The sequence below is a fragment of the Paraburkholderia sp. 2C genome (genome assembly GCF_054589215.1).
This window is the reverse complement of the sequence record NZ_BAAILL010000036.1, coordinates 273517-300386: the sequence shown is the minus strand read 5'-3', so window position 1 is coordinate 300386 and position 26870 is coordinate 273517. Positions and strand designations below refer to the sequence as shown.

At 64.0% G+C, this 26870-nt stretch carries 25 protein-coding genes and 2 pseudogenes; 4 read left to right on the top strand and 23 right to left on the bottom strand.

Annotation, left to right across the window (positions count from 1 at the left end):
- From ACYPXD_RS13970 to ndk, 12 genes and pseudogenes are all read right to left on the bottom strand, one after another.
- A pseudogene (locus ACYPXD_RS13970) lies at positions 1 to 122 on the bottom strand (protease modulator HflC); the annotation flags it as partial.
- Positions 119 to 1582 (bottom strand): FtsH protease activity modulator HflK, encoded by a 1464-nt coding sequence (hflK, locus tag ACYPXD_RS13965; protein ID WP_459712118.1) that lies wholly within the window; start codon positions 1580 to 1582, stop codon positions 119 to 121. The gene hflK and the pseudogene ACYPXD_RS13970, both read right to left, overlap by 4 nt.
- Before the next feature lie 357 nt (positions 1583 to 1939).
- Positions 1940 to 3044 (bottom strand): annotated as a pseudogene (gene hflX, locus ACYPXD_RS13960) (GTPase HflX); the annotation flags it as partial.
- An 85-nt stretch (positions 3045 to 3129) separates the two neighbouring features.
- Positions 3130 to 3366 (bottom strand): RNA chaperone Hfq, encoded by a 237-nt coding sequence (gene hfq / locus ACYPXD_RS13955; protein ID WP_007580427.1) that lies wholly within the window; start codon positions 3364 to 3366, stop codon positions 3130 to 3132.
- A 152-nt stretch (positions 3367 to 3518) separates the two neighbouring features.
- A complete protein-coding gene (der, locus tag ACYPXD_RS13950; RefSeq protein ID WP_459712115.1) occupies positions 3519 to 4859 on the bottom strand; it encodes a ribosome biogenesis GTPase Der in 1341 nt (446 codons plus the stop codon).
- Between the two features lie 503 nt (positions 4860 to 5362).
- A complete protein-coding gene (gene bamB / locus ACYPXD_RS13945; RefSeq protein WP_459713302.1) occupies positions 5363 to 6508 on the bottom strand; it encodes an outer membrane protein assembly factor BamB in 1146 nt (381 codons plus the stop codon).
- Between the two features lie 78 nt (positions 6509 to 6586).
- Positions 6587 to 7225 (bottom strand): tetratricopeptide repeat protein, encoded by a 639-nt coding sequence (locus tag ACYPXD_RS13940; protein ID WP_459712113.1) that lies wholly within the window; start codon positions 7223 to 7225, stop codon positions 6587 to 6589.
- A 90-nt stretch (positions 7226 to 7315) separates the two neighbouring features.
- The gene (hisS, locus tag ACYPXD_RS13935) at positions 7316 to 8656 is read right to left on the bottom strand and encodes a histidine--tRNA ligase (RefSeq protein WP_459712111.1); all 1341 of its coding nucleotides are present in this window, start codon (positions 8654 to 8656) and stop codon (positions 7316 to 7318) included.
- A 21-nt stretch (positions 8657 to 8677) separates the two neighbouring features.
- On the bottom strand, positions 8678 to 9967 hold the full coding sequence (gene ispG / locus ACYPXD_RS13930; protein WP_459712108.1) for a flavodoxin-dependent (E)-4-hydroxy-3-methylbut-2-enyl-diphosphate synthase: 1290 nt from the start codon (positions 9965 to 9967) through the stop codon (positions 8678 to 8680).
- 354 nt (positions 9968 to 10321) lie between these two features.
- On the bottom strand, positions 10322 to 11449 hold the full coding sequence (locus ACYPXD_RS13925) for a RodZ domain-containing protein (RefSeq protein WP_459712105.1): 1128 nt from the start codon (positions 11447 to 11449) through the stop codon (positions 10322 to 10324).
- A 157-nt stretch (positions 11450 to 11606) separates the two neighbouring features.
- Positions 11607 to 12758: a dual-specificity RNA methyltransferase RlmN gene (gene rlmN / locus ACYPXD_RS13920; protein WP_459712103.1), complete on the bottom strand. Its 1152-nt coding sequence runs from the start codon at positions 12756 to 12758 to the stop codon at positions 11607 to 11609.
- Between the two features lie 124 nt (positions 12759 to 12882).
- Entirely contained in the window at positions 12883 to 13308 is a 426-nt protein-coding gene (ndk, locus tag ACYPXD_RS13915; protein ID WP_459712101.1) for a nucleoside-diphosphate kinase, read from the bottom strand.
- 312 nt (positions 13309 to 13620) lie between these two features.
- On the opposite strand from ndk, the gene ACYPXD_RS13910 reads away from it, so the two are divergent.
- Positions 13621 to 14319, top strand: a complete 699-nt coding sequence (locus ACYPXD_RS13910; protein ID WP_459712099.1) for a Bax inhibitor-1/YccA family protein — start codon at positions 13621 to 13623, stop codon at positions 14317 to 14319.
- A gap of 156 nt (positions 14320 to 14475) precedes the next feature.
- On the opposite strand, the gene ACYPXD_RS13905 is transcribed toward ACYPXD_RS13910, so the two are convergent.
- From ACYPXD_RS13905 to ACYPXD_RS13860, 10 genes are all read right to left on the bottom strand, one after another.
- Entirely contained in the window at positions 14476 to 15249 is a 774-nt protein-coding gene (locus ACYPXD_RS13905; protein ID WP_459712096.1) for an MBL fold metallo-hydrolase, read from the bottom strand.
- Positions 15250 to 15256: 7 nt separating this feature from the next.
- Positions 15257 to 16384, bottom strand: coding sequence for an outer membrane protein assembly factor BamC (gene bamC / locus ACYPXD_RS13900; protein ID WP_459712094.1), 1128 nt, complete (start codon positions 16382 to 16384; stop codon positions 15257 to 15259).
- Between the two features lie 138 nt (positions 16385 to 16522).
- A complete protein-coding gene (gene dapA, locus ACYPXD_RS13895) occupies positions 16523 to 17461 on the bottom strand; it encodes a 4-hydroxy-tetrahydrodipicolinate synthase (RefSeq protein ID WP_459712092.1) in 939 nt (312 codons plus the stop codon).
- 43 nt (positions 17462 to 17504) lie between these two features.
- Positions 17505 to 18110 carry a class I SAM-dependent methyltransferase gene (locus ACYPXD_RS13890; RefSeq protein ID WP_459713299.1) on the bottom strand — a complete coding sequence of 202 codons (606 nt, stop codon included), beginning with the start codon at positions 18108 to 18110 and terminating at the stop codon, positions 17505 to 17507.
- A gap of 103 nt (positions 18111 to 18213) precedes the next feature.
- Positions 18214 to 19416: a tryptophan--tRNA ligase gene (locus tag ACYPXD_RS13885; protein WP_459712089.1), complete on the bottom strand. Its 1203-nt coding sequence runs from the start codon at positions 19414 to 19416 to the stop codon at positions 18214 to 18216.
- A 7-nt stretch (positions 19417 to 19423) separates the two neighbouring features.
- Positions 19424 to 20086 (bottom strand): site-2 protease family protein, encoded by a 663-nt coding sequence (locus ACYPXD_RS13880; protein WP_459712086.1) that lies wholly within the window; start codon positions 20084 to 20086, stop codon positions 19424 to 19426.
- A 153-nt stretch (positions 20087 to 20239) separates the two neighbouring features.
- Positions 20240 to 20875, bottom strand: coding sequence for an L-threonylcarbamoyladenylate synthase (locus ACYPXD_RS13875; protein ID WP_459712083.1), 636 nt, complete (start codon positions 20873 to 20875; stop codon positions 20240 to 20242).
- A 70-nt stretch (positions 20876 to 20945) separates the two neighbouring features.
- Entirely contained in the window at positions 20946 to 21776 is an 831-nt protein-coding gene (locus ACYPXD_RS13870) for a 3',5'-nucleoside bisphosphate phosphatase (RefSeq protein ID WP_459713297.1), read from the bottom strand.
- Between the two features lie 253 nt (positions 21777 to 22029).
- A complete protein-coding gene (locus ACYPXD_RS13865; protein ID WP_459712081.1) occupies positions 22030 to 22926 on the bottom strand; it encodes an alpha/beta fold hydrolase in 897 nt (298 codons plus the stop codon).
- Positions 22927 to 23010: 84 nt separating this feature from the next.
- Positions 23011 to 23913: a ferritin-like domain-containing protein gene (locus ACYPXD_RS13860; RefSeq protein ID WP_459712079.1), complete on the bottom strand. Its 903-nt coding sequence runs from the start codon at positions 23911 to 23913 to the stop codon at positions 23011 to 23013.
- Positions 23914 to 24191: 278 nt separating this feature from the next.
- Between ACYPXD_RS13860 and ACYPXD_RS13855 the strand changes: the two genes are divergently transcribed.
- The 3 genes from ACYPXD_RS13855 (at position 24192) to ACYPXD_RS13845 (ending at position 26265) form a co-directional block, all read left to right on the top strand.
- Positions 24192 to 24716: a gamma carbonic anhydrase family protein gene (locus tag ACYPXD_RS13855; protein ID WP_459712077.1), complete on the top strand. Its 525-nt coding sequence runs from the start codon at positions 24192 to 24194 to the stop codon at positions 24714 to 24716.
- A 54-nt stretch (positions 24717 to 24770) separates the two neighbouring features.
- Positions 24771 to 25733 carry an Hsp33 family molecular chaperone HslO gene (hslO, locus tag ACYPXD_RS13850; RefSeq protein ID WP_459712074.1) on the top strand — a complete coding sequence of 321 codons (963 nt, stop codon included), beginning with the start codon at positions 24771 to 24773 and terminating at the stop codon, positions 25731 to 25733.
- A gap of 133 nt (positions 25734 to 25866) precedes the next feature.
- On the top strand, positions 25867 to 26265 hold the full coding sequence (locus ACYPXD_RS13845; protein ID WP_459712071.1) for a hypothetical protein: 399 nt from the start codon (positions 25867 to 25869) through the stop codon (positions 26263 to 26265).
- Positions 26266 to 26371: 106 nt separating this feature from the next.
- Here ACYPXD_RS13845 and ftsB read toward each other — a convergent pair whose 3' ends face one another.
- Positions 26372 to 26815: a cell division protein FtsB gene (gene ftsB, locus ACYPXD_RS13840; protein WP_459712068.1), complete on the bottom strand. Its 444-nt coding sequence runs from the start codon at positions 26813 to 26815 to the stop codon at positions 26372 to 26374.
- Between the last annotated feature and the right edge of the window lie 55 nt (positions 26816 to 26870).

Genomic DNA, 26870 nt, shown 5'->3' with positions numbered 1-26870 from the left:
GGCTCGCCGTCGCCGCGCGGCGACAACACGCCCATATGCCGCTGATCGACCGTAAACACCATCGACGATCCGACGAACAGCACGATCACGACTGCGATGACGAGCGCAATGATCCGGTTCATGGTTGCGCTCCTTGTTGCAGGTCGTCTTCGCGGTTGCGGCTGCGGAACGAATCGCGCGAGCGCAGCGGGTCGCTGGCGCCGGCCGGCTGGCTGGCCGGGGTCGCGGATGCAGCGCCCGATGCGGCTTGCGGCGTCTGCTGGCCCGGAGATTGGGGAACCGCTTGCGGGGTGGGCGGCGTGACGATGATCGTGCCCGGCGACGTCTGTGCGCCAGGCACGCTTGCTGCCTGCGCCGTGGAACCCGCGCCGCTTGCGCCGCCCGCTGCCGCCGCGGCTTCGGCCGCCGCGCGCTGGTTATCGGCGACGAGCTTGTCGAGCGGCAGATACAGCACGTTGTTGCCCGCCTTGCTGTCGACGAAGATCTTCGTCGTGTTCGAGTAGATGTACTGCATCGTGTCGAGATACATCCGTTCGCGAATCACCGCCGGCGCCTTCGAGTACTGTGCATAGACTTCCTTGAAGCGCTCCGCATCGCCTTGCGCCTGCGCGACGACGCGATCGCTGTAGCTTTTGGCTTCGTCGATCAGATTCGCCGCTTGCGCCTGCGCGCGCGGCAGCAGGTCGTTCGCGTAGGCCTGCGCATCGCGCTTCGCGCGTTCGCGATCCTGGCGCGCCTTCGCTTCGTCGTCGAACGCCGGCTGCACCTGCTCGGGCACCTGGGCGCTCTGGATCGTCACGCCGGTCACCGCAAGGCCGGTTTTGAATTCGTCGAGCGAATGCTGGATCGCATCGGTCAGCTGCTGACGAATGGCTTCGCGGTCCTGATAAAGCACGTCGTTCGTGCTGCGCGAGCCGACGATTTCGCGAATCGCCGCCTGCGCGGCCTGCGCGACGCTCTGTTCCGGGTCGACGCTGCGAAACAGATAGTCGACCGGCTTGCGAATCTGGAACTGCACGGCAAAGCGCACGTCGACGATATCGGCGTCGTGCGTGAGCATCGACGCGTCCTTCACGTTCGCGAGCCGCACGACATTGCTGCGGCCGACTTCGACCGAGTGGATTTGCCCGACATTGACGATTTCGCTCGATTCGAACGGGTACGGCAAGCGCCAGTGCACGCCCTGCTCGACCGTGCCGCGATATTTGCCGAATTGCAGCACGACGCCCGCCTGCCCTTCCTGGACGACGAACACACCGCTGCCCAGATAGATGGCGATCAGCACGCCGATGACGATGCCCACGCCGATGCGCGCGCTGCGTCCGTTGTCGGGGCGGCGGTCGCCGCCGCCCTTGCGGCCGAAGAAACGCGACAGGCGCCGGTTGAAGTCGCGCCACATTTCGTCGAGGTCCGGCGGGCCGTCACCGCCTTTGCCGTTCTGCGGGCGCTTCGAATCATTCGAACGTTGCCGCTCGCCGTTGCCGCCATTGCCGTTGCCGTCTCCCCGGCCCCAGCGCGGGTCGTTCAGCGACATCATGGCGCGCAGACGCAGCCAGATACTCCGTTGGTTGTATTGGTTCACCTGTGTTCGTTCACCAGAGTAGACAGCGGGTCGATGCAATTCGGAAAAAGGCCAATCTCAATGCGAGAAGTCCGTCGCGGGTCCGCAGGTTAATACGCAGACCCGCGCAGACCCGCGCAGACCCGCGAGACCCGCGCAAACCCGCTTATGGGTCACTGTGCGAGTCCGTTCGGGTCGAGGCGGGCGATCAATGCCCGGGCTCGGTCACCCCACGGGGCTCGCGATGGTCTTCGTGCTCTTCGTGAAATTCTTCGTGGTCTTCGTGGCGATCGGCGTGCAATGCTCCAGGCTGGGGATGTTCGTCCGGCCCCTCTTCGTCTGGCACCCTTTCGTCCCGCACCCAGACGTCAGCACCCGAAAGATGTTCAGCAGTGGCGATTTCGGCGATGGCAGCGCGCAATGCGTCTAACCCTTGCCCCGTGCGCGCGCTCAAAAAGACGCGCGAAATATTACCATACTCGTCTCGCTCGACCGCCTCGCCACGGGCCGCGAGCTCAGGCACCGCATCGATCTTGTTGAACACCAGCACCTGGCGGATCGTGTCCGCGCCGATGCCCGCGAGCACCTCATTGACCTGATCGATCTGGTCGAGGCGCACCGCGCTCGACGCATCGACCACATGCAGCAACAGATCCGCGTGAATCGTTTCTTCGAGCGTCGCACGGAATGCGGCCACCAGTTGGTGCGGCAACTCACGGATGAAGCCGACCGTGTCCGACACGACGACCTGTCCGATCTCGCCGCCGAGATAGACGCGCCGCGAAGTGGTGTCGAGGGTCGCGAACAGCTGGTCGGCCGCGTAGGCCTGGGCTTTCGTCAGCGCGTTGAAAAGCGTCGACTTGCCCGCGTTCGTATAGCCGACGAGCGACACCGACATCGTACGATTGCGCTCGCGCGCGCGGCGCTGCGTGCCGTGCTGGCGGCGCAGGCGCTCGAGCCGCGACTTCAGCATCTTGATACGATCGCCGATCAGGCGCCGGTCGGTTTCGAGCTGCGATTCACCGGGGCCGCGCAGGCCGATACCGCCTTTTTGACGCTCGAGGTGAGTCCACGCGCGCACGAGACGCGTCGACAGATATTGCAGTTGCGCCAGCTCGACCTGCAGCTTGCCTTCGTGGCTGCGCGCGCGTTGCGCGAAGATGTCGAGAATCAGGCTCGTGCGATCGACGACACGCCTGTTAAGCAAGCGCTCCAGATTGCGCTGCTGGGCCGGCGACAACGCGTGATTGAAGATGACGAGATCGATGTCGTTCGCTTCGCATGCGAGGCGCAATTCTTCCGCCTTGCCGCTGCCGACGAACAGCGCGGCATCGGGGCTCGAGCGGCGGCCCGTTAGCGTAACGGCGGGATGGGCGCCCGCGCTTTGCGCGAGCAGGCTGAGTTCTTCGAGGCTGGCGACGAAATCGATCTTGCCGAAATCGATGCCGACAAGTGCTGCGTTGGTCAAATTGGCGGGTGTCAAAGTGGAAGCGGCCGCGTGGGGCGCTGTTGAAGCGGCCGGTGCGCAACGCCGTCAGGCGGGATGCGTCGACCGGCCGCGACGAGGTTTAGGACGATTCAGAATCCGGGTGGAAATTCACCGGACGCGCGGGCACGACCGTCGAGATAGCGTGCTTGTAAACCATCTGGGTAACCGTGTTACGGAGCAACACAACGTACTGGTCGAACGATTCGATGTTCCCTTGAAGCTTGATGCCGTTCACCAGATAGATCGAGACCGGCACGTGCTCTTTACGCAGCGCGTTCAAAAACGGGTCTTGTAACAATTGCCCTTTGTTGCTCATAGCAAACTCCGTGTTTTTTTGCAGGTTGACTTAATTGACGACGAAGAAAAAGAAATCCGCCGTCAACCGCTACACTATAGCCGATTTTCCTTTATGCGCGCTTTGCCTGCCAATTCGGCCCAATACGGCCAAACCCAACGTGCACGGGGCTTTCAGCCTTTGTCCGCATAAGGGTTCGTCGACGATCGGAACTCTATTCGCAATGGAGTCCCAGTCAGCGCGAAAGTTTCCCTGAAGCGGTTTTCGAGGTAGCGCTTATAGGTGTCGGTCACCGCATCGAGCGCATTGCCATGAATGACGATGATCGGCGGGTTTTGTCCTCCCTGGTGCGCGTAGCGCAGCTTCGGACGCACCGGCCCCTTGCGGCGCGGCTGCTGGAATTCCACCGCGTCGATCAGCGCGCGCGTGAGCTTCGGCGTCGGCAGCTTCGCCATCGCGGCCGCATACGCGGCATCGACCGAGCGCATCAACGGGCCGATGCCGGTCTTTTCCGCAGCCGAAATGAAATGGAACTTCGCGAAGTCGAGGAATTTTAGCTTGCGCTCCAGGTCGGCTTTCGTGCGCTCACGCACGTGCGGATCGAGCCCGTCCCATTTGTTTACGCCCACGACGAGCGCGCGGCCCTGCTCGACCACGAAGCCGGCGATATGCGCGTCCTGATCCGAAATGTCCTGGCGCGCGTCGAGCAGAAGGATCACGACGTTCGCGTCGGAGATCGACTGCAGCGTCTTCACGACCGAGAATTTCTCGATCGCTTCAAAGACCTTGCCGCGGCGGCGCAGGCCGGCCGTATCGATCAACGTGTACTTTTTGCCCTGGCGTTCGAAGTCGACGTAAATCGAGTCGCGCGTCGTGCCGGGCATATCGAACGCGATCACGCGCTCTTCGCCGATCAGCGTGTTGACGAGCGTCGATTTGCCGACGTTCGGGCGGCCGACAATCGCGATCTTCACGCCGTGCTGCGCTTTTTCTTCTTCGGATTCTTCCGGCTGGCCCGCATAGGCAACATCGAGCGCTTCGCCGATCATTTCGGCGACGCCGTCGCCGTGCGCGGCCGAAATCGCGCGCGGGTCGCCGAGACCGAGCTCGTAGAAGTCGGCGGCGACCATGCCGTACTTCATCCCTTCGGCCTTGTTGACCACGAGGAAGATCGGCCGGCCCGTCTTGCGCAGATAGTCGGCGATCGACTTGTCCTGCGGCGCAAGACCGTTGCGGCCGTCGACGATGAACACGATGATGTCCGATTCCTCGACCGCCTGACGCGTCTGGCGCGCCATCTGGTACAGGATGCCCTCTTTCGCGACCGGCTCGAAGCCGCCCGTATCGACGACCAGATACGGCCGCTCGCCGCCGACGCGCCCTTCGCCGTAGTGGCGGTCGCGCGTCAGCCCCGGCAGGTCCGCGACGAGCGCGTCGCGCGAGCGCGTGAGACGGTTAAAAAGCGTGGATTTCCCCACATTGGGGCGCCCGACGAGGGCAATAACGGGTTTCATCTGATGTTGTTCACTGTGAGGCGCGGGCTTCTGGATCACGGTCGTTCAGCGCCGGTCTGGCGAGACGGCCGATCAGGCCCGCGCTGGGTCGCTGCCCGCGCAACCATTGGGCGGCATTGAGTCGCCGCTATTTCATTTGTCGCAAATTAGCACGAAATCGGCCCGCTCCGGATGCGCGGACGGCGCTGGCGTATGGAGATGCAGGTCGGCTCGGGTCGACCCGGCTCGGCGCGGCGGGCTTGCACGGTCGCGGCGCTTTGGCTCACGGTGCACGCACGCCGCCGCGATGGCATCGCGCGCTCGCATTGCCGGCGGCATGGGAGGCGATGCTGGAATAATCCAATACCGAGCTTCAATGCTGCGGACCGGCTACGGCCCCTTGGCCGCCTTTCAATGACGGGCCGGTTGCGCCGCGTTCCGGCCGTCGTATTGCGCGCATCGCCCTCGCGTCACCGTGCAGGATGGCGCATCTGGCGACGGCGCGCGAGGCGCCTCGCCCCTGCTTAGCGCGGCCGGAACCCGTACAGATCGCCGTCGTGCGTCTGCACGACGAGCGTATCGCCTGCCAGCACCGGTGCCGCGGTAATCTCGCTGCCATCGGTTTTCATGCGCGCAATGAATGAACCGTCATCGCGCGACAGGAAGTGCACGAAGCCCTTGTAGTCGCCGACCACCGCTGCGTGGCCAAGCAGCGTCGGCACGCTGACGTCGCGGCTTTTCAACTGTTCGTTACGCCACAACTGCTTGCCGGTCGTCGCATCGAATGCGGTCACGACCGACCAGTCGTCGCCGCCCACCACCACCTGTTCGTCCTGCGCGATGCCGCTCGTGCTCGAAAACGCCTTTTCCCACAGCGCACGGCCCGAGTTCGCGTCGAAGCAGCCAAGCTGCCCCTGGAACGTCACCGCGCAGGTTTCAGCGCCGACCAGGGTGGGCGGCCCGGTCACGTCGTTGATGCGCTCGACTTCGGTCACGCCCTTCGGATACGACACCGGCGTCTGCCAGTACGCGTCGCCGTTTTGCAGGTTGATCGCGGCGAACTGGCCGCCCGGGAAACCCGCGAGCACCGCCGCGTCGCCCGCGAACGTCATGCCGGCCGTGACGCGCAGATTAAGCGGCACGGCGCGGTTGCGGAACACCCAGCGCTGCTCGCCCGTTTGCCCATTGAACGCAATGATCTGGCCATCGATCGTGCGCACGATCACAAGACCGTTGCCGACGAGCGGCGGCGACAGAATCTCGCCTTGCACCGTGCCTCGCCACAGCAGCTTGCCGTCCGGTCCGAGCACGTTCACCGCGCCTTTCAGCCCGCCGACCGCCGTCAGGTTGCCGTCGGTGCCGACGCCGGCCGACAGGTCGTCTTTCAGCTTCACGCGCCAGATATCGTTGCCCGTCTTCGCGTCGATCTTCGCGACCGAGCCGTTGGCGCCCGCCGCATAGACGGCGTCGCCGACCGCGACCGGCGCGAACATATAGCGGCCCGCCTTGCCGACGCTCGCCTTCCACGTCTGCTGCACGTCGAGCTGGGGCTTGAATTCGGTCAGCGGCGTCGGCACGCGGCGCTCGTCTTTCGACGACGAGCACGCCGCCATCGTGAGCACGGCGAGCGTGCAGGCGACGGGCACGGCGTAACGTTTCAGCAGATTCATCGGTGAACGAAGCATGTCTGGTTTATTCATTGAAGTGAAGGCGGGACGCGGCGCGGGTGCGGTAGCACCCGACGACGTTTAACCGCCCAACGCGTCGAGCTTGAACTGAATCAGCTGACGCGTCGAAATATCGTTTTTCGGCAGCGCATCGAGCGCGACCTTGTAGGCGGCGCGCGCGTCGTCGCGCTTGCCTTGCGCGGCGAGCAGATCGCCGCGGCTGTCGGCGACCACACCCTTGAAAGCATCCAAGTCCGGTTGCTCGACGAGCGCGAGCCCCGCATCGTAGGCCTTTTCATCGAGCAGCAGCGATGCGAGACGCAGCTTCGCGATCTGCTTGAATTCGGGATCTTTCGCGTGATCCGCCGCCCATTGCAGTTGCGCTTTCGCGCCGGGCTCGTCGCCGGCCTGATACAGCGCCTTCGCCGCGGTAAGCGCCGTCATCTGGGCGTAAGCGGTGCCGCCGAACTTGTCTTCCATATCGGTGGCGATGCGCGTGACGGTAGCCTTGTCGGCCTTGTCGCCGGCCGCGGTTGCCTGCTGCAACTGGTCATACAGCACCGCCGCTTCGGCCGCCTGATGACGCTGCCAGTAGTTCCAGCCGTTCCAGGCCGCCGCCGCGACGACCGCCACCAGCAGAATCCACGTGGTCGCGTTACCCCAGCGCTCCCACCATGCCTTCACGCTTTCCAATGTTTCCTGTTCGTCGTGGTAACTCATCGCGAAGCGATTCCTTCCCTATTGATGCTTTAGCCGTTTTCAAATGTTTTCAACTGTTTTGCGCGCGAAAAGCGGCGAAAAACGGTGAAATCAGTCGGTCTCGTCGTCAGAGGACGCAACCATCGCATTGATTAGAAATTCGGTCAAGTCTTCGGCCGGTACCGTCTGCTGTTCGCTCTTTGCGCCAGCCGCGCCGATGTCGCGCAGCGGCTTCACGCCGACCGTGCCGTTGGCGATTTCGTCGTCGCCGAGAATCACCGCGTAGGCCGCGCCGCTCGCGTCGGCACGCTTCATCTGCGACTTGAAGCTGGCCGTCGCACCGTCCGCACTGCAGTGCAGGATCACGTCGAGCCCCGTGTCGCGCAGCCGCTCGGCGATGATAAACGCCTGGTCGCGCGCGGCGTCGCCCTGATGCACCACGTAGACGTCGCAGCCCTCTTCCTCCGGCACGAGTTGCTCTTCCTTGAGCAGCTCGAGAATCCGCTCGACGCCCATTGCCCAGCCGCACGCCGCCGTCGGCTTGCCGCCGAGCTGCTCGATCAGCGGATCGTAACGGCCGCCCGCGGCGACCGTGCCTTGCGCGCCGAGCTTGTCGGTGATCCATTCGAACACGGTCAGATTGTAGTAATCGAGGCCGCGCACGAGCCGCGGATTGATCGTGAACGGGATGTTGTTCGCCTTCAGGATGCGCTGCAGCCCTTCGAAGTGCGCAAGCGATTCGTCGCCGAGAAAGTCGATCAGCTTCGGCGCATTGCGCGCGATGTCCTGCAACGCCGGATTCTTCGTGTCGAGCACGCGCAGCGGGTTTGTATAGAGACGGCGCTTCGCGTCCTCGTCGAGCACGTCCTGATGCTGCTCGAGGTAAGCGATGAGCTCGACGCGGTGCGCCGCGCGCTCATGCGCAAGACCGAGCGAATTGATTTCGAGCTTGATGCCGGCGAGGCCGAGATCGTCCCACAGACGCTGACACATCAGGATGATTTCCGCGTCCGCGTCCGGACCCGCGAAGCCGAGCGCCTCGACGCCGACCTGGTGAAACTGGCGATAACGCCCGCGCTGCGGCCGCTCGTGACGGAACATCGGCCCGACGTACCACAGACGCTTCGGACCGTCGTAGAGCAAGTTGTGCTCGATCGCCGCACGCACGACCGCCGCGGTGTTTTCGGGGCGCAGCGTCAGGTTTTCGCCGTTCAGCGCATCGGTAAAGCTGTACATCTCCTTCTCGACGATATCGGTCACTTCGCCGATACCGCGCGTGAACAGCTGGGTATGCTCGACGATCGGCGTACGAATATTCTGGTATCCGTAAGAACGGAGCATCGACTTGACGGTCGATTCGAAAAATTCCCACAGCGGGGCGTCCTGCGGCAGAACATCGTTCATGCCCTTCACGCCGGACAATTTTTCGAGCTTTTTCTTCTGTTCAGTCATCTGTATTTCGATCGCGGATATTTAGCTGAGCACTTCGGTGCGGCCGTAACGGCGCTCGACGTAGTCGCTCACAATTTGCTGGAACTCTTCGGCGATGCGCTCGCCACGCAGCGTCTTGACCTTTTCGCCGTCGATAAACACCGGCGCGGCGGGATTTTCGCCCGAACCCGGCAGACTGATGCCGATATTCGCCTGCTTCGATTCGCCCGGCCCGTTGACGATGCAACCCATCACCGCGACGTGCATCTTTTCCACGCCGGGATAGAGGTCGCGCCACACCGGCATCTGCGTGCGCAGATAGGTTTGAATTTGCGAGGCGAGCTCCTGGAACAGCGTGCTCGTCGTGCGACCGCAACCGGGGCATGCGATCACCATCGGCGTGAACGAGCGCAGGCCCATGGTCTGCAGGATCTCCTGGCCGACGATCACTTCCCCCGTGCGCGATGCGCCCGGTTCCGGCGTCAGCGAAATGCGGATGGTGTCGCCGATGCCCTGCTGCAGCAGCACGGAGAGCGCCGCCGTCGACGCGACGATGCCCTTCGAGCCCATGCCCGCTTCAGTCAGCCCAAGATGCAGCGCGAACTCGCAACGGCGCGCGAGCTCGCGATAGACAGCGATCAGGTCCTGCACGCCGCTCACCTTGCACGACAGGATGATCTTGTTGCGCGCAAGACCCAGCTCGACGGCACGCTCGGCCGAGCCGATCGCCGACTGGATCAGCGCCTCGTACATGACGCTCTGCGCTTCCCACGGCTCGGCGCGCGCGGCGTTCTCGTCCATCATCTTCGCGAGCAGGTCCTGGTCGAGGCTGCCCCAGTTCACGCCGATACGTACCGGCTTGTCGTATCTGATAGCCGCTTCGATCATCTGGGCGAATTGCGTATCGCGCTTTGCACCCTGGCCGACGTTGCCCGGATTGATCCGGTACTTCGACAGCGATTCGGCGCACGCCGGATAGTCGCGCAGCAACAGGTGACCGTTGTAGTGGAAGTCGCCGACGAGCGGCACCGCAACGCCCATCCGGTCCAACTGCTCGCGGATGGCGGGCACGGCCGCCGCGGCTTCCGCCGTGTTGACCGTGATGCGCACGAGTTCCGAGCCCGCCTGCGCCAGCTCCTTGATCTGGATTGCGGTGCCGATCGCGTCGGCCGTATCGGTGTTGGTCATCGACTGCACGCGCACCGGCGCGTCGCCGCCGATCGTCACGAGGTTGCCGCCCCAACGGACGTCGACCGCGTTCGATGCGCGACGCGGCGCATGGCCGCCGAAAACCGGCTCGGACGAACAAATTTGACTGGTGGTGGATTGCATGGAATCGGAGTGCATCGATAAACCCGCCATTGAAGGCTGCGCCTTGAAGTGTGCCTTTTGAAGCCGGCTCTGCTGTCGCAGTTTGCTGCAGTCCGGCGATGAAGCCCTCTGCAGCGAGCCGGCTATTGAAATCTGCTGTTGGAGCCCGCTATGAAACCATGGTTGAGCGGCGCGGCTCGCCTTGTCTCGCGTGGCTCGCGCGCTCGTGTTGTGTCATCCTGTTGTACAACTATGCCGCATGCATCGGTCGGAAAGCGTGACGGCGGTGTGCGTCACCGGCCCGCTCGCGCCGCCCGAGCCCTGCGATCAGCGACGCAGACGAGCCGCGGACAAGCTGTCCGCGGCGAAACGTCATCAGGGCAATGCGAAGCGTGCCACATTCCCCTTTGCCGATGCATATTTGGCCGGATCGACGGGTTGACCGTCGAGCGTCATCGAATCGAGGCCAGCCTTGTTGCCGACCGTCACCTTGAACGGCGCCTCGCCGCTCACTTCCTTGGTGTCGCCGGCGTGCACGAGGCCCGAGAACACTTCCTTGCCGTCCTTCTGACGGATGCTGAACCAGCTGTCCTGCGTCACCTTGACCGCGACCGTCGACGCGCCCGCGGGCAAGGCCTGCTGCGTCGCGCCTGCCGATGCCGCATTCGCCGTCGTTGCGCTTGCCTGCACGGCTGCGTTGGCCGCAGCCGTAGCCGGATTCGCCGAGCTTGCCGCCGCGTTCGGCGCGACCGCCGCCGGAGCCGCTGCAGCCGGTTGCGTCTGCTGTTCTTCGGACTGCGACGCCGATTGCGCGGCGCCCGCGGTCTGCGCATCCGATGCTTCGGCGCCATCGGCCTTATCGGCCGGCTGCGCCGTCGTCGAGCCCTGCGCCACATTGGCGGCCGCACCGCTTGCGCCGCCCGCTGTACTCGACGAGCCTGCGCCGCTGGCGGTCGCCTTCAGACGCGCGAGCCATGCGCTCGAGTCGCCCCCGTTCGTATGCCACATCGCCAGCGCGATCAGCGCGACGACCACGGCCGCCACGCCCCACAGCCATGAACGCCGGCGCGGCGCGTTGCTGCCAAGCGACAGCGACACCTTGCCGCGCGGCAAGTCGGCGCCCGCCGATGCCGGCATGGTCAGGTCCGGCGCCGGCACGCCACGTTCGCGGCGCAGCGCCTGCGTGTAAGGGGCCGGATCGGCGCCGAGCATTTTCGCGTAGCTGCGCACGACGCCGAGCGCGAAGGTCGTATCCGGCAAATGGCTCAGATCGCCCGCCTCGAGCGCGCGCAATTTGGTGACCGATACTTTCAGCCGCGCGGACACATCTTCGATCGACCAGCCTTTCGATTCGCGCAACTGAGCAAGACGCGCCGCCACCGATGCAAGCGACTCGTTACCCGCCTGCATGGCCGGCTGCAGCGTAGCAGGAGCGGCGACCGGCGCCGGACGCCCGGCATGTCTATCGGTGTCGTGCGGTTGCGGGTGCTGCGGCTCACTCATCCCAAATCCTTTCGCGTCGATTCTTCTTGTGCGACCCGCCCGAGCCTGTGGCTCAAGCCGCAATCGCAGACCGTTTATAACAAAATGTGCGCCCCTATGTGCAGCTTTTCTGTGCGCGGATCGCGCGCCAGACAGGCACTGCAGTCGGCCCGCACACTTACACGGCGCGAACCTCGATTACTTTCGCCGCCTTCCCCATACGTTCAGCAAGCCGCGTGCGATCCTTGATCGCACCAGCCAACTGGCCGCAGGCGGCATCGATGTCATCGCCGCGTGTCTTGCGCACCGTCGTGACGACCCCTGCGTCGATCAATACGTGCGCGAACCGTTTGATCTGTTCCTGTTTCGAGCGAACGAGCCCGGATTCGGGGAACGGATTGAACGGAATCAGATTGAATTTGCACGGCACGTCGCGCGTCAACGCGAGCAGTTCGCGCGCTTGCGCTTCACTGTCGTTCACGCCGTCGAGCATGCAATATTCGAAAGTAATGAAGTCTCGCGGCGCGACCTTCAGGTACCGCTGGCACGCGGCCATCAGTTCGCGCAGCGGATACTTCCTGTTGAGCGGCACGAGCATGTCGCGCAGATCGTCGGTGGGCGCATGCAGCGACACCGCGAGCGCAACCGGCAGATCGGCGCCGAGCCGGTCCATCATCGGCACGACGCCGGACGTGGACAGCGTGACGCGCCGGCGCGACAGGCCGTAGGCATTGTCGTCGAGCATCAGGCGCATGGCCGGCACGACCGCGTCGTAGTTCAGCAGCGGCTCGCCCATGCCCATCATCACGACGTTCGTGACGACGCGCTCGCCCTTGCCGTCGCCGCCTGTGGCACGGCCGCCGTCGACACCGCGCGACGCGCGCAGCGCGAATTCCGCCATGCGCAACTGGCCGATGATTTCACCGGTGCTCAGATTGCGCGAAAAACCCTGCTTGCCGGTCGAGCAAAACCGGCAATTGACCGCGCATCCGGCCTGCGACGACACGCACAGCGTGCCACGCCCTTCTTCCGGAATGAACACGGTTTCGACTGCATTGCTATTGCCGACGTCGATCAGCCACTTACGGGTGCCGTCGGCAGAAATATGGTCGCTGACGATGCCGGGCATCGTGATCGATGCGCGGCTTTTCAGCTTTTCGCGCAGCGACTTCGCGAGATCGGTCATGCCGTCGAAGTCCGCCGCGTTGTACTGGTGAATCCAGCGCTGCAATTGCTTGGCGCGAAACGGCTTCTCGCCGAGGCTGCCGCAGTATGCGACGAGCCCTTCGGCGTCGAGATCGAGAAGGTTGACGGTGGGACTGCTCGTCATATCGAATCCTGCCATTTCAGTGCGAGACTGCGCTCATCCAGCACACTGCATGAACGCATTGCCGTCGCGCCCGCTCCTGCGTGGTTACTACATGATAAATGCGTGGCAAATGTGCTACCGCGGCTTAGCGCGAATAGACATTGACTTCCGGGAAGAAAAACGCGATTTCGACGCGCGCCGTTTCGGCTGCGTCCGAACCGTGCACCGCGTTTGCGTCGATGCTGTCGGCGAAATCCGCGCGGATCGTGCCCTTGTCGGCCTTCTTCGGGTCCGTCGCGCCCATCAGATCGCGGTGCTTCAGGATTGCGTTTTCGCCTTCGAGGGCTTGCACGACGACCGGGCCGGAGATCATGAATTCGACGAGGTCCTTGAAGAACGGACGCTCACGGTGCACGGCGTAGAACTTCTCTGCGTCGGCACGCGACAGTTGCACCATCCGCGACGCGACGATCTTCAGGCCCGCGTTTTCGAAACGGGTGTAGATCTGGCCAATCACGTTCTTGGCCACAGCGTCCGGCTTGATAATCGACAGAGTGCGTTCGATCGCCATAAAAACTCCAAAAAATTAAGAAGTTACAAATTCAAATGAATCCGCTATTGTAGCATGTTCCAGGGTATGATTGCGATTGAACCCTTACATATTGAAAGACTCAAAGCAGAATATCCACCGCTGCTTACAGAACCCAAGGAAGAGCCGTCGCGTTCAAGGTTGCAATCGACGCGAAGCGCATTGAAACTCCTGTGCGCCGCGCTTATCTTAGGGTTGGTGGGTCGAGTGACTGGCGGCAAACCCGCTCGCCGGCATCGTAGAACAGATCGTGCAAACCACCGGGTAACACTGCGTCTGACGCAAGGAGAAACCATGAACGAATCCCCCTATAACTTTGGCCGCGGTGGTTCCATCACCACGGTCGAAACACGCAACCGCGTACTGCGCAACACCTACTGGCTGCTCGCGCTGTCGATGGTGCCGACGGTGCTGGGCGCGTGGGTGGGCGTCGCCACGGGCTTCTCGCTGTTCGCGGCCACCAGCCCCGCGATGAGCATGCTCGCGTTCTTCGCGATCGCATTCGGCTTCATGTTCGCGATTCAGAAAACCAAGGACAGCGCAGCAGGCGTATTCGTGCTGCTAGGCTTCACGTTCTTCATGGGCCTGATGCTGTCGCGCCTTCTGAGCTTCATCCTCGGCTTCTCGAACGGTCCGTCGCTGATCATGCTCGCGTTCGGTGGCACCGGTGTGATCTTCGCCGCGATGGCGACGGTCGCCACAGTCAGCAAGCGCGACTTCTCGGGCCTCGGCAAGTGGCTCTTTGTCGGCGTGATCGTACTGCTGCTCGCGATGGTCGCGAACCTGTTCCTGCAGCTGCCGGCGCTGATGCTCACCATTTCGGTGCTCGCCATCGTGATTTTCTCGGCGTACATGCTGTTCGACGTGCAGCGCGTCGTGAATGGTGGTGAAACGAACTACATCACTGCGACGCTCGCGATTTACCTCGACCTCTACAACGTGTTCGTCAATCTGCTCGCGCTGCTCGGCATCTTCGGCGGCAACCGCAACTGACATCGTTGAAAGCCGGGCCGGCGCATCGCGAATCATCGCGTCCGCCGGCTTCAGTTGGAGAAACGCCCGTGACGAATCGTCGCGGGCGTTCTGTTTTTAGGGCTGGATTAGGGCTGGATACTTGTCGAGCCGCCCTTACGGGCAGCCGACGCGAAATTAGAGTGTCAGCCAGTCGAAGCCGCTGTCTTGCGACGCCACCACGACGTCGGCAGCCGCGGCATTCAGCACCGCGGCCATCGCCGCCTGCGCCAGTTCCGGCAGATTATTCTGCTGGCTCAGATGCGCCGCAACCAGATGACGCAACCGCGACCGGTCGAGCGAAGCGAGTATTTCGGCCGCCGCTTCATTGTTCAAATGCCCGTGATTGCCGCCGATGCGCGCCTTCAACGACGCCGGATAGCGGCTTATCGCGAGCATGTCGACGTCGTGGTTGCATTCGAGCACGAGCGCGTCGCAACCGCTTAAGACCGCGTTGATATGCGGCGTCGAGGTGCCCACGTCGGTCAGTACGCCAAGCCGCGACGCGCCGTTCGAAAACACGTACTGCAACGGTTCGCGCGCATCGTGTGGAACCGTATAAGGCAGCACGCTGAGATCGCCGACCGCGACCGCCTCGTCGCCCCACAGCACACGCAGATCGACGTCCGCGTCATCGGCACCGACCGCGCGGGCCGTGCCCCAGCTCATGTACAACGGAACCGACCATTTGCGGGCCAGCGTCAACGCGCTGCCGATATGGTCGCTGTGTTCGTGCGTGATGATGATGGCGGCGAACGGCGCGGCGTCGAGACCGATGCGCGCGAGCCGCCGTTCGACTTCCTTCGCCGAGAAACCGCAATCGAGCAGAACCCGCGTGGTCGTCGTGCCGCTTTGCGCTTCGACGACCAGTGCATTGCCTTCGCTGCCGCTTCCCAGACTGGCGAACCGCACGGCCGCGTTAGTTCAGCTGCGCATGGAGCAGCGACACGATGCGCTGCGCGTCCGACGACGTATCGATTTGCCCGTTCGAATCGACCACGGCGACCTGCGTCATGGTGTCGCTGGTCGGGCGCACATTGACGAGGTATTCGGGGCTCTTCGATTTTTTCGGGTCGCTGGTAAAGAGCTTGCCAAACAGTCCGTCGCGCTTCACTTCCTGCAGGGAGTCGGCATAGCGAACGTAATAAATGCCCCTCTCGCGATCGCGATTGTCGACCGTGAAGTTGGTCCGGTCGAGCGCAAGGCCGACGCGCAGCCACGCACGGTCGAACGACTCAGGCAGATCGAGCGTCGTTTCGCCGGCCAGTTTCGCGCTCGCCGCCGCCGGACGCGCATCGGTGATCAGCTGTTTCGACTGCGCATCGGTCAGGCCGAACTTCTGCATCAGCTTCGACAGGAACGCCGCCTCGAGCGCCGGATCGCGCGGACGCTCGACCCATTTCGACGACGTCTTGTCCATGCCCGTCAGCACTTCTTCCATCGAGCTGTGCGTGATCGAGATATCGGTTGCGCCGCTCGCATCGCGCGAAACGAGCGTGCGGAAGCTGTCGCGCGTGCCCGACGAATACGCGAAATCGATCACGCGGCCGATCGTGCGGCGGAACCAGTCGTCCGGAATGTTCGCGCGGTTTTCGGCCCAGTCGGTGGTCATGATGCCGGTGGACGGTGCGTTCGTTTTCAGCGAGAAGCCGTTTTCGGTCCAGAACTCCTGCAGTTGCGGCCACAATTGATCGGGCGAGCGGCCGTCCACGACGAGCCAGCGGCGGTCGCCGTCGCGCTCGATGTGCATGCCGAGCGGATCCTGCGCGGTCGGCACGCCTTCGGTCAGGTTGCCGGCTTCGGTCTTCGCGCGCTGCGGCGCGCCGCCGAGCGCGGTGCCGACCGGCGGCGCCTCATAACGCTGGTCGATCTGCGCGGCCGTCAGGTCGTTGGGCACGGCGAGCGGCGGCGCCGTCGGCGTGTCCTTGTAATTGACGCGGTCCGATTGAAGCGCATCGTTCAGCGACTCGCAACCAGCAAGGGCCGACACCGCAAGCGTCAAGACCGCGACGCGCGTTGCGTGGATGTAGAGAGCGGAACGTTTCATGTGGTCCTTCGTGACGCTGGAACGCGTGCCTGGTTCGGATCCCGAACGAGGCGTGATCGTTATGGTTAAACAAAGCGCCGGTGCGGCCGGTCACGCGAGCGTGCGCATTGCGCGACACGCCTCGCGATACGGTCCGTTCTAGCCCGGCAGTCCCGCTTCGCGCATCGCCGTGCGCACCACCTCGTGGTAGCGCGCGTCGAGCGGCGTAAGTGGCAAACGGATACCGCCTTCCATGCGGCCCATTTGCTGCAGTACCCATTTCACCGGAATCGGGTTCGATTCGATAAAGAGGTTCTTATGCAGCGACAGGAGTTTCAGATGAATCTCCCGCGCCGTTTTCGCATCGGCTGCGAGCGCCGCTGCGCACAGCTGCGCCATCGCACGCGGCGCGACATTCGCGGTAACCGAAATATTGCCGTGGCCGCCGAGCAGCATCAGTGCGATCGCGGTCGGATCGTCGCCGCTGTAAATCGCAAAGTGTCCGGGCGCGGCCTTGATCAGATGCGCGGCGCGATCGATACTGCCGGTCGCTTCCTTCACGCCGACGATGCCCGGCACCTGCGCAAGACGCAGAATCGTCTCGTTCGACATATCCGCAACCGTGCGGCCGGGCACATTGTAAAGGATCACCGGCAGGTCGACGGTTTCCGCGATTTTCGCGAAATGGCGATAGATGCCTTCCTGCGTCGGCTTGTTGTAGTACGGCACAACCTGCAGCGTCGCATCGGCGCCGACTTTTTTCGCTTGCGCGGAGAGCTCGATTGCTTCGGCGGTCGAATTACCGCCCGCGCCGGCGATAACCGGAATCCGGCCAGCTGCATGCTCGACCGCGGTCTTCACCATCAGGATGTGCTCTTCAACCGACAGCGTGGCCGATTCGCCGCTCGTGCCCACCACCACGAGGCCGCTCGTACCCTCTTCGATATGCCAGTCGATCAGTTTTCGGAACGCCGGCAGATCGAGGCTGCCGTCTTCGTGCATCGGGGTGACGATGGCAGGAATGCTGCCGCGAATCCAAATACTGTCGCTGCGTGCGCCGCGCGTGCTGCCGGCACCGCCCTGGGTCTCGTTTGCCATTGAACTCGATTGAATTTACTGAATAAACCGGAATTGTAGCGGATTAACCGGCCAAATCGTAACGCGGGGGAACCAGCAATCCGGGCGGAAAAGCAACACTTTCCGCTACGTCATGCCGCATTCCGCGCGATTCCTTCACGGCACAGATGCGCTGGATGAATGCAGGGCGCGGCTCGGCAAGGAAACCGTCCTGGAACGCGACCACGCGAAGCTGGCCGCGCACCGTATCGAGCAGCTCGCCGGGTTTGAGCAGGAAAGCGGGGTTCGATGGCTTGCCGACCGTCTCGTTGCCTTGCGCGAAGGTTTCGTAGATCAGCACGCCGCCGGGCGCGATCGCGCGTATCAACTGCGGAAAAAGCGGCCGGTGCAAATAGTTCGTCACCACAATCGCCGCGAATGCCGCGTCGGCGGCAAGCGGCCACGCCGCGTTTTCGATATCGGCGGCAACGGTCACGATGTTCGCCGCGTCGTGCATCGTCGCGAGTGCGTCGGCATCGCGATCGATTGCCGTTACCGGGTGCCCGTGCGCCGCGAACCAGCGCGAATGTCGCCCCGCTCCCGACGCGACGTCGAGTACGGCGCCGCCCGGCGCAACCAGATGCGTCCAGCGACGCACCCAGCGCGACGGCTCGCCAGGGCCGTGCGGCACCGGCGCGGATGCAGATACCGATGCCTTCGCCGCGCCGCCCGACGACGGTTCGCCATTCTCCCCGGTCACGATGCGAGCTCCGCCCGCCACGAACGCGCGCGCATCAGTTGTACGACAGCCCCATCGCCTCGCGCACGTCGCGCATCGTCTCGGTCGCGAAACGGCGTGCCTTGTCGCAACCGTCCGCCACGATTGCGCGCAACAGCGACGGATCGTCCATGTACTTCTGCGCGCGTTCGAGCATCGGCTGCTGCTCGCGCAGAATGCCTTCGATAACCGGCTGCTTGCACTCGAGGCATCCGATGCCGGCCGTTCGGCAGCCCTTCTGCACCCATTCGTGCGTCGCTTCATCGGTGTAGACCTGATGCAGCTGCCACACCGGGCACTTGTCCGGATCGCCCGGATCGGTGCGGCGCACGCGGGCCGGATCGGTCGGCATCGTGCGGACTTTCTTCGTGATGGTCTCCGCGTCTTCACGCAGGCCGATCGTGTTGCCGTACGACTTCGACATCTTTTGCCCGTCGAGGCCCGGCATGCGCGACGCCTCGGTCAGCATCGCCTGCGGCTCGACCAGGATGATCTTGCGCGAACCTTCGAGATAGCCGAACAGCCGCTCGCGATCGCTCATGGAAAGACTCTGCGACTCCTGCAGCATCGCGCGCGCTTTTTCGAGCGCTTCGTCGTCGCCTTCCTGCTGGTACGAGTTGCGCAGCTCGTGGTACAGCTTCGCGCGCTTGCCGCCAAGCTTCTTCGCCGCTTCGAGCGCCTTCTCCTCGAAGCCGGGCTCGCGGCCATAGAGATAATTGAAGCGCCGCGCGATCTCGCGCGTCATTTCGACGTGCGGCACCTGGTCTTCGCCGACCGGCACGAGCGAGCCGCGATAAAGCAGGATGTCGGCCGCCATCAGCACCGGATAGCCAAGGAAACCGTACGTGGACAGATCCTTGTCTTTCAGCTTCTCCATCTGCTCCTTATAAGTCGGCACGCGTTCGAGCCAGCCGAGCGGCGTGCTCATGCCGAGCAGCAGCGCCAGTTCCGCGTGCTCGGGCACGCGGCTCTGGATAAACAGCGTGGCCTGCGCGGGGTCGATGCCCGATGCGAGCCAGTCGATCAACACCTCCCAGACGTTCTTTTCGATCACCTCGGGCGTTTCGTAATGCGTCGTCAGCGCGTGCCAGTCGACGACGCAGAAAAAGCACGGGTACTCGGACTGCAGCCGCACCCAGTTTTTCAGCACGCCGTGGTAGTGGCCGAGGTGCAGCGAGCCGGTAGGCCGCATGCCGGAGAAGATTCGGTCTGGGTACATGGTTTGATCAGAATAGCGAGACGAGAGGGGTCAGGATTGCGGTCACGGCATCGTAGCCGAGACTGACGAGCGGCCGCAGCCAGAATTTCGTCAGCGTGCCGGTCAGCACGAGCGCCATCACGATGAAAAAGCCGTAAGGCTCGAGGCGCGACAGCGCAATCGACGGCCGCGGCGGCAGCAGCGCCGCCACCACGCGGCCGCCGTCGAGAGGCGGCAACGGAAACAGGTTTAACACGCCGAGCACGAGATTGATGCCGACGCCGGCCGACGCCATGCGTGTAAAAAACGGTTCTTCGATATTCATCGCGGCCAGCGCCACGCCGAATACGCCCCACACGAGCGCCTGGATGAAATTGCACAGCGGGCCGGCCAATGCGACCCAGAGCGACCCCCAGCGCGGATTGCGCAGATTGCCGAAGGCGACCGGCACCGGCTTCGCATAGCCGAACATGAACGCGCCGCTCGTGGCGAAGTACAGCAGCAGCGGGATCGCGATCGTGCCGAGCGGATCGATATGACGCATCGGATTAAACGAAACGCGGCCAAGCACGTATGCGGTGTTGTCGCCGAGCATGCGGGCGACGTAACCGTGAGCAGCCTCGTGCAGCGTGATCGCGAAAACGACCGGCAGCGCATAGACGACGATTGTTTGTATCAGGGAAGATTCCATAGCGCGGCTATTGTAGCAACGCGGCTTGCCGCGTCTGTCCGGTTTGCGTGATCACGTTCGAATTATCGCCGCTGTGGTGGCCCGTGTGCTCGGCGATGTCGCCGCCGGTGTGGCCGTCGCCGCTGTCGTCGTCACAGTGAGGTCGACCGTTCGCTAGGCCGGCTGTTCGAGGCCGAACGGCGCGAGACTGCCGCGCCCCGCCCGCACGAGCACCGGCTCTTCGCCCGTCAGGTCGATCACCGTTGACGGTTCGCAGGCGCACGCGCCGCCGTCGATCACCAGATCGACCTGCTTCTCGAGGCGCTCGCGGATCTCTTCCGGATCGTTGAGCGGCCGCGTCTCGCCCGGCATGATCAAGGTCGTGCCGAGCAGCGGCTGGCCGAGCGCTTCGAGCAGCGCAAGCGTAATCGCGTGATCGGGCACCCGCAGGCCGATCGTCTTGCGCGACGGATGCGACAGACGCCGCGGCACTTCTTTGGTCGCTTCGAGCACGAACACATACGGACCCGGCGTCACCGACTTGATAAGGCGGTACTGGCGGTTGTCGACCATCGCAAAGCTCGCGAGCTCCGACAGGTCGCGCACGAGCAGCGCGAGCAGCGCCTTGTCGTCGAGGCCCCGGATGCGCCGCAGACGCTCCGCCGCCTGCTTGTCGTCGAGCCGGCAGCCGAGCGCATAGCTCGAATCGGTCGGCAGCGCGACCACTCCGCCGCCGCAGACAATCTGCGCGGCCTGTTTGATGAGACGCGGCTGCGGATTGTCGGGATGGAGCCGGAAGTATTGGGACATGATGACGGACGGTTCGGTGAACGGGAGTGCCGATGAGTCACGCACGGTGCGTGCCCATACGGCGCGGGCGTCACAACCAGCGTTCCCAGACCGGCTTCAGGTCGGACGGCAGCGGCGGCAGGCTGCCGATTTCTACGCGGCCTTCGCCCGCTGCGTGGAAGTCCGAGCCGCGCGATGCCTCGAAACCGAAGCGGCGCGCGACGTCCGCGTATTCGCGATACTGGTCCGGCGTATGGCTGCCCGTGACCACTTCGATCGCCTTGCCGCCGAGATCGATGAATTCGCCGAATAGCGCATCGAATTCGAGCGGCGTGTAGTCGTAGCGCCCCGGATGCGCAATGATCGCCTCGCCGCCGGCAAGCTGGATCCACTTCACCGCGTCCGCGAGCTTCGACCAGCGGTGCGCGACATAACCGGGTTTGCCGTCCGCGAGATAGCGATCGAACGCGTCCTGGGTCGACTTGCAATGCCCGTTTTCGACGAGACAGCGCGCGAAGTGCGTACGCGAAATCATGTCCGCATTCGACGCGAGCTTCAGTGCGGCTTCGTACGTGTCCGGAATGCCGAGCGCGTCCAGTTGCTCGCTCATCGCCTCGGCGCGCGCCTGACGGCCGTTGCGCGTGCGCTCAAGGCCTTCCACCAGCGCCTGGCACGCCGGATCGATGTGGAGGCCGACGATATGCACGGTGCGCGACGCCCACGTCACCGAAATCTCGACGCCGCACAGATAGCCCATGCCGAGCGCCTGCGCCGTCTCGCGCGCTTCGGCCTGCCCGCCGACCTCGTCGTGGTCGGTCAGCGCCCAGAGCGTCACGCCGTGCTCATGCGCGCGGCGCGCCACGTCGGCAGGCGCGAATGCGCCGTCGGAGACGGTGGAATGGCAATGCAGATCGGCGTTCAAAACGGCGCTCATCACTATCTTAAAAAGATTGTCCGACCATTTTACTGCAATGCACTAAGCACACGCAGAGGATTTGTGAACCTCGCTTCGCGCTGCTTCGAGCCGCGTCGGAGCCGGCGCTGAACGCGCGTTGAGCGGAAGTCGCAACGCGTGTTTCGTGGAAGTTGAAGCCCGCCGCGCGTGTTTGCGTGTTTGCGTGTCTGCGTGTTTGTCAGTCAGCAATTTTTATGCGCAAAAAGTCATGTGCAGAAAGTCATGCACAGAACGCATCGATCAGCGCCGCGATGCGCTCGGGCTGGTCGTGATGGACCATATGGCCGGCGGCGTCGATTGTCGCTTCGCGCCAGTCGGGAAAGACGCGGAAACGGGCTTTGAATTCGTCGAGCGGAATATCGCCGGCGATGCTCGCGAGCGTCGGCGACGCGGCCGCTTCGACATGCAGCACTTTCGCGCTGACCTGCGCCCACACGGCCATCACCTCGTCGATGCGATAAAGCTGCGGATTGCGGATCTTATGCGCGGGGTCGGCAAGCAGCGTGTAACCGCCCTCGCCGTCCGGCCTCGACCAATGCTGCGCGAGAAAGCGCGCACGGTCGGCTTTGAGACGCGGGTTGTTCGCGACGAGGCGCGCCGCGACGTCGTCGAGCGATGCGTAGCGGCGCAGCCGCGGCGGGTCGCGCAATTCGTCGAGCCAGCCACGCAGACGCCGCGGCGCCTGCGTGGCACGGGCGGGCGCAAGACCGAAGCCTTCGAGGTCGACCACGCGCCGTACGCGCTCCGGCCGCACGCCCGCATACAGACAGACCACGTTCGCACCCATGCTGTGGCCGACGAGGTTCACCGCACCGGACGGTGCGTAGTGGTCGAGCAAGGCGTCGAGGTCCGCGAGGTATTCGTGAAACCAGTAATGGCCGCCGCCGTTCGCCGCGACGGGCCAATCGGACTGACCGAACCCGCGCGCATCGGGCGCGATGACCTGCCATTTGCCGCCCACGCTGTTGCAAAGCGCATCGACGACGAACTGGAACGACGCGGCGACGTCCATCCAGCCGTGAAGCATGAAGAGCATCGGTGCGTCGGGGCGGCCCCAGCGGCGTACGTGCAAACGCACGCCGCGGACGGAAACGAATTCTGAACGGGATTCGGTCATCGACGGCCCTGACAGAAAAAGAATGATCGTTCGATTATATTGAGATAGGTGGCGCGCGTCTGCTGATCCCGATCGAGGGACGATTCAATTGTCTCCGGCCGATTGCTTCGGCTTTTCCGATTCATCCGATTCCGCCGCCGGCGGGCCATCGAGACCCGCCAGCGCGGCCAGCTCGGCCTCGTCGAATCCGGCGGCACGGCGCGCGTCGAAATTGAACGGTCCACGCAGCTTTGGCGCGCGATATTCGTCGGCAAGCCGCAGATACGTCTGGTGCGGGTCGAGCTGCGCGCGTTCGCACAAATGGCGGAACCAGCGGTTGCCGATCAGCACATGGCCGATCTCGTCGCGCAGGATCACATCGAGAATCGCCGCCGACGCGCGATCGCCTGCCTGCTGCAGCCGCGCGCGAATCGGCGGCGATGCATCGAGGCCGCGCGCCTCGAGCGTGCGCGGCACGAGCGCCATGCGCGCGAGCACGTCGCCGCGCGTGCGGTCGCACATCTCCCACAAACCGTCGTGCGCGGAAAAGTCGCCGTACGCGTGGCCGAATTCCCTGAGGCGTGCGTTCAACAGCGAAAAGTGATGCGCTTCCTCGGACGCAACCCGCAGCCAGTCCGCGTAGAACGCGGCCGGCATGCCGGCGAAACGCCAGACTGCGTCGAGCGCGAGATTGATCGCGTTGAATTCGATGTGCGCGAGCGCGTGCAGCAGCACCGCGCGACCCGCTTCCGACTGCATGCTGCGCCGCCCGAGCTTGCGCGGCTCGACCAGTTCCGGGCGCGCCGGACGCCCGGGCAAGCCCGGCGGCTCGTCGAACCGGCGCGACGGGTCCCATTGCGCGGTGCCGTCGGCCACATGTGCATGCAGCGCACGCACGGCCTGTGCCTTCGTGGGCGGATCGGCTTCACGGAGGATGTCGAGCGCCTCGGCACGTGCGCAGCGGAAGCGGGTCGGCGGATCGGCGGAAACGGGGACGGCAGGTTGCATTGCGATGGAATGGAGCGAACGCGCGGATCACGCTCAGGGCCAGGCACACACGGCTCAGCCAGACGGTCAGTGGACCGGTATGGACCGGTATGGACCAACGGCTCAAACCGGAAAAGCGTCCGATGGTACCCGAAGCCGCCAGCCGAGCATCACGCGGATAATGTGCACAAACGTTTACAATACGCGCTTCAACCCTCTGGCATGATGCCGCCGCTGTCGCACGACACGCGGCCTTGCCGGCAGCGGCCGATGCCTACCCAGATCACCCGGGAGACCCAGTGGCAATCTACAAGCTTGGCGATGCAGCCCCCACCGTTCATGAAAGCGTGTTCGTCGCGGACACCGCGACGCTGATCGGCAAAGTCACCGTGGAAGAGAACGCGAGCATCTGGTTCGGCGCGTCGCTGCGCGCGGACAACGAGCCGATCGTCATCGGCGCCGGCAGCAACGTTCAGGAGAACGCGGTACTGCATACGGACCCCGGCTACCCGCTCACGATCGAAGCAAACGTAACGGTCGGCCATCAGGCGATGCTGCACGGCTGCACGATCCGCGAAGGCGCGTTGATCGGCATCCAGGCCATCGTCTTGAATGGAGCGGTAATCGGCCGCAACTGTCTGGTCGGCGCGGGCGCGGTCGTGACCGAGGGTAAGCAGTTTCCGGACAATTCGCTGATTCTCGGCGCGCCGGCAAAAGTCGTGCGGGAACTGACCGAAGCCGACATCGCCAATCTGCGGCGCGCCGCGGAAAGCTATATCTCGCGCCGCGAATTCTACAAGGAGCAGCTCGTGCGGATCGGGTGAGTTCGCCGGCATACAGACCGGCCGTCCGCCGCACGACATCATCGAGGGAAAGTTGTGAGTGACCAGTTGCAAAAATTCATGTTCAGCACGGCACCGGTTCGCGGTGAGATCGTCTCGCTGCGCAACACATGGCAGGAGGTGCTGACGCGCCGGGACTATCCGGCGCCCGTGCGCACGATACTCGGCGAGATGATGGCCGCGTGCGCGCTGCTGTCCGCCAATCTGAAGTTCGACGGCACGCTGATCATGCAGATCTACGGCGACGGTCCGGTGAAGATGCTCGTCGTGCAGTGCAATTCGAATCTGTCGTTGCGCGCCACGGCAAAGTTCTCTGCGCAGTTTTCGGGCGACGCGGCACGGCACATCAGCAACGACGCGACGCTGCCCGAGCTGATCAACGCAAGCGGCCACGGCCGCTGCGTGATCACGCTCGACCCACACAACAAGCAGCCGGGCCAGCAGCCGTATCAGGGCATCGTGCCGCTGTCGGGCGATGACGGCCCGTTCGAGACGATCGCGCAGGTGCTCGAGCACTACATGCATCATTCGGAGCAGCTCGATACGCGACTGTGGCTCGCCGCGAATAACGACCGTGCGGTCGGCATGCTGCTGCAGAAGCTGCCCGGCGACGGCGGCATCGTCCCGCATCCGGGCGAGCTCGACGCCGATACGTGGGAGCGCGTCTGCACGCTCGGCGGCACGCTCAAGCATGACGAACTGCTCAGCGAAGAGCCGGCGACGCTGTTCCGGCGCCTCTTCTGGCAGGAGAACGTGCACCATTTCGAGCCGGCCAATACGCGCTTCGAATGTACGTGTTCGCGCGAAAAGGTCGGCGGCATGCTGAAGATGCTCGGCCGCGAGGAAGTCGACAGCGTGATCGAGGAGCGCGGTCACGTCGAGATTCACTGCGAGTTCTGCAACCAGCGCTACGAGTTCGATCCGGTCGATGTCGCGCAATTGTTCGTCGCGAGCGGCCTGTCCGAGGGCGTCGCGCCGGCGGCTGATCAGCGGCATTGACAGACAGGCGTTCGCGCGCTTTTACTTAGGTATCCGACTGAGACTGATGGAGGCCGACATGAAGATGCTTTCGTCACTGGCTGTTCGGATGAGAAGCGGGCGGATGAAAAGCGCGCGGATGAAAAGCACCCGGATGACAAGCACCCGGATGACAAGCGCGCGGATACCAGGCGCGCGGACGCGAAGCACCGCGGCGCTGCTCGTCGCCGGCGGTGCGCTGACGCTTGCCGGATGCATGATGGACCCGCCCGGTCCGTCACCGATCTACAGCCGCCTGCCGGCCGATCAGCTCGAAGCGACTGCCGCCGCCCATCCGCTCACGCCCGAAGAACGGGCGCGCTATGACGCGATCGACAAGCAGGTGCTGGCGGAACAGGATCAGGCGATGGCGGCCGAAGCCGCGGCGCAGGCGTGGTCGAGGTATTACGCGCCGCCGGTCACCGTCTTCGGCAGCTACTCCAGCGGCGGTTGGGGGAGCGGCTGGGGCGGCGGAATTGGCTACGGCTATCCGGGCTGGGGATGGGGCTGGTGATAGCGGAGCAGAGGAGCAAAAGCCGACGAGTAGCGGGAATACGGGGCGGGAATACGGGGCAGGAAGCGGACGAATAGCAGGGCACAATCCGACGAATAGCCGGCAACTAGCCCGCGCCCTTCTTCTTCGCGTCTTCGTTGGCGCTCTTCTTCGCGCCGTGTTTCTTTTCAGGCTTGGCCCGCGATTCCGGGTTCGGCACGACGCGCAACGGCGCCGCCGACATCTGTCCGCGCGTCGATGTCGTTGCCGCCGGCGAATTCGACGCTGGCAGCGGCGCGTTCGGCGACACGAATTGCACAAACACCTCGCTGTCCTTGACCATGCCCATTTCGTAGCGGGCGCGTTCCTCCACCGCGGCGGTGCCGTTCTGCAAGTCCTGAACTTCGCCTTCGATACGCTCGTTGCGAACCTTTTCGTCCGCGTTTTTCTTTAGCTGCTGGTCCAGCTCTTCGCGCAACTCGTGAACACGAAGCCAGCCTCCGTGCCCCCACCAAAGCGGAAACTGGATCAGCACCAGCAGGACGACCAGAGCGACAGTGACAAGGCGCATGAAGGTTTGATCTGTGAATACGCGCCGCCCTGCGCTAAACGCAGGGCGGCGGGGT

Bases quoted from the DNA above. Each gene is read 5' to 3' on its own strand.
- der (WP_459712115.1), bottom strand. From the start codon at position 4,859: ATGAAACCCGTTATTGCCCTCGTCGGGCGCCCCAATGTGGGGAAATCC.
- ACYPXD_RS13860 (WP_459712079.1), bottom strand. From the start codon at position 23,913: ATGCAACCTGCCGTCCCCGTTTCCGCCGATCCGCCGACCCGCTTCCGC.
- ACYPXD_RS13910 (WP_459712099.1), top strand. From the start codon at position 13,621: ATGAACGAATCCCCCTATAACTTTGGCCGCGGTGGTTCCATCACCACG.
- bamC (WP_459712094.1), bottom strand. From the start codon at position 16,384: ATGAAACGTTCCGCTCTCTACATCCACGCAACGCGCGTCGCGGTCTTG.
- ACYPXD_RS13880 (WP_459712086.1), bottom strand. From the start codon at position 20,086: ATGGAATCTTCCCTGATACAAACAATCGTCGTCTATGCGCTGCCGGTC.
- rlmN (WP_459712103.1), bottom strand. From the start codon at position 12,758: ATGACGAGCAGTCCCACCGTCAACCTTCTCGATCTCGACGCCGAAGGG.
- hisS (WP_459712111.1), bottom strand. From the start codon at position 8,656: ATGACTGAACAGAAGAAAAAGCTCGAAAAATTGTCCGGCGTGAAGGGC.
- ftsB (WP_459712068.1), bottom strand. From the start codon at position 26,815: ATGCGCCTTGTCACTGTCGCTCTGGTCGTCCTGCTGGTGCTGATCCAG.
- ACYPXD_RS13885 (WP_459712089.1), bottom strand. From the start codon at position 19,416: ATGTACCCAGACCGAATCTTCTCCGGCATGCGGCCTACCGGCTCGCTG.
- ACYPXD_RS13865 (WP_459712081.1), bottom strand. From the start codon at position 22,926: ATGACCGAATCCCGTTCAGAATTCGTTTCCGTCCGCGGCGTGCGTTTG.
- ACYPXD_RS13925 (WP_459712105.1), bottom strand. From the start codon at position 11,449: ATGAGTGAGCCGCAGCACCCGCAACCGCACGACACCGATAGACATGCC.
- ndk (WP_459712101.1), bottom strand. From the start codon at position 13,308: ATGGCGATCGAACGCACTCTGTCGATTATCAAGCCGGACGCTGTGGCC.
- dapA (WP_459712092.1), bottom strand. From the start codon at position 17,461: ATGGCAAACGAGACCCAGGGCGGTGCCGGCAGCACGCGCGGCGCACGC.
- bamB (WP_459713302.1), bottom strand. From the start codon at position 6,508: ATGAATCTGCTGAAACGTTACGCCGTGCCCGTCGCCTGCACGCTCGCC.
- ACYPXD_RS13875 (WP_459712083.1), bottom strand. From the start codon at position 20,875: ATGTCCCAATACTTCCGGCTCCATCCCGACAATCCGCAGCCGCGTCTC.
- ispG (WP_459712108.1), bottom strand. From the start codon at position 9,967: ATGCAATCCACCACCAGTCAAATTTGTTCGTCCGAGCCGGTTTTCGGC.
- ACYPXD_RS13940 (WP_459712113.1), bottom strand. From the start codon at position 7,225: ATGAGTTACCACGACGAACAGGAAACATTGGAAAGCGTGAAGGCATGG.
- ACYPXD_RS13845 (WP_459712071.1), top strand. From the start codon at position 25,867: ATGACAAGCACCCGGATGACAAGCGCGCGGATACCAGGCGCGCGGACG.
- hfq (WP_007580427.1), bottom strand. From the start codon at position 3,366: ATGAGCAACAAAGGGCAATTGTTACAAGACCCGTTTTTGAACGCGCTG.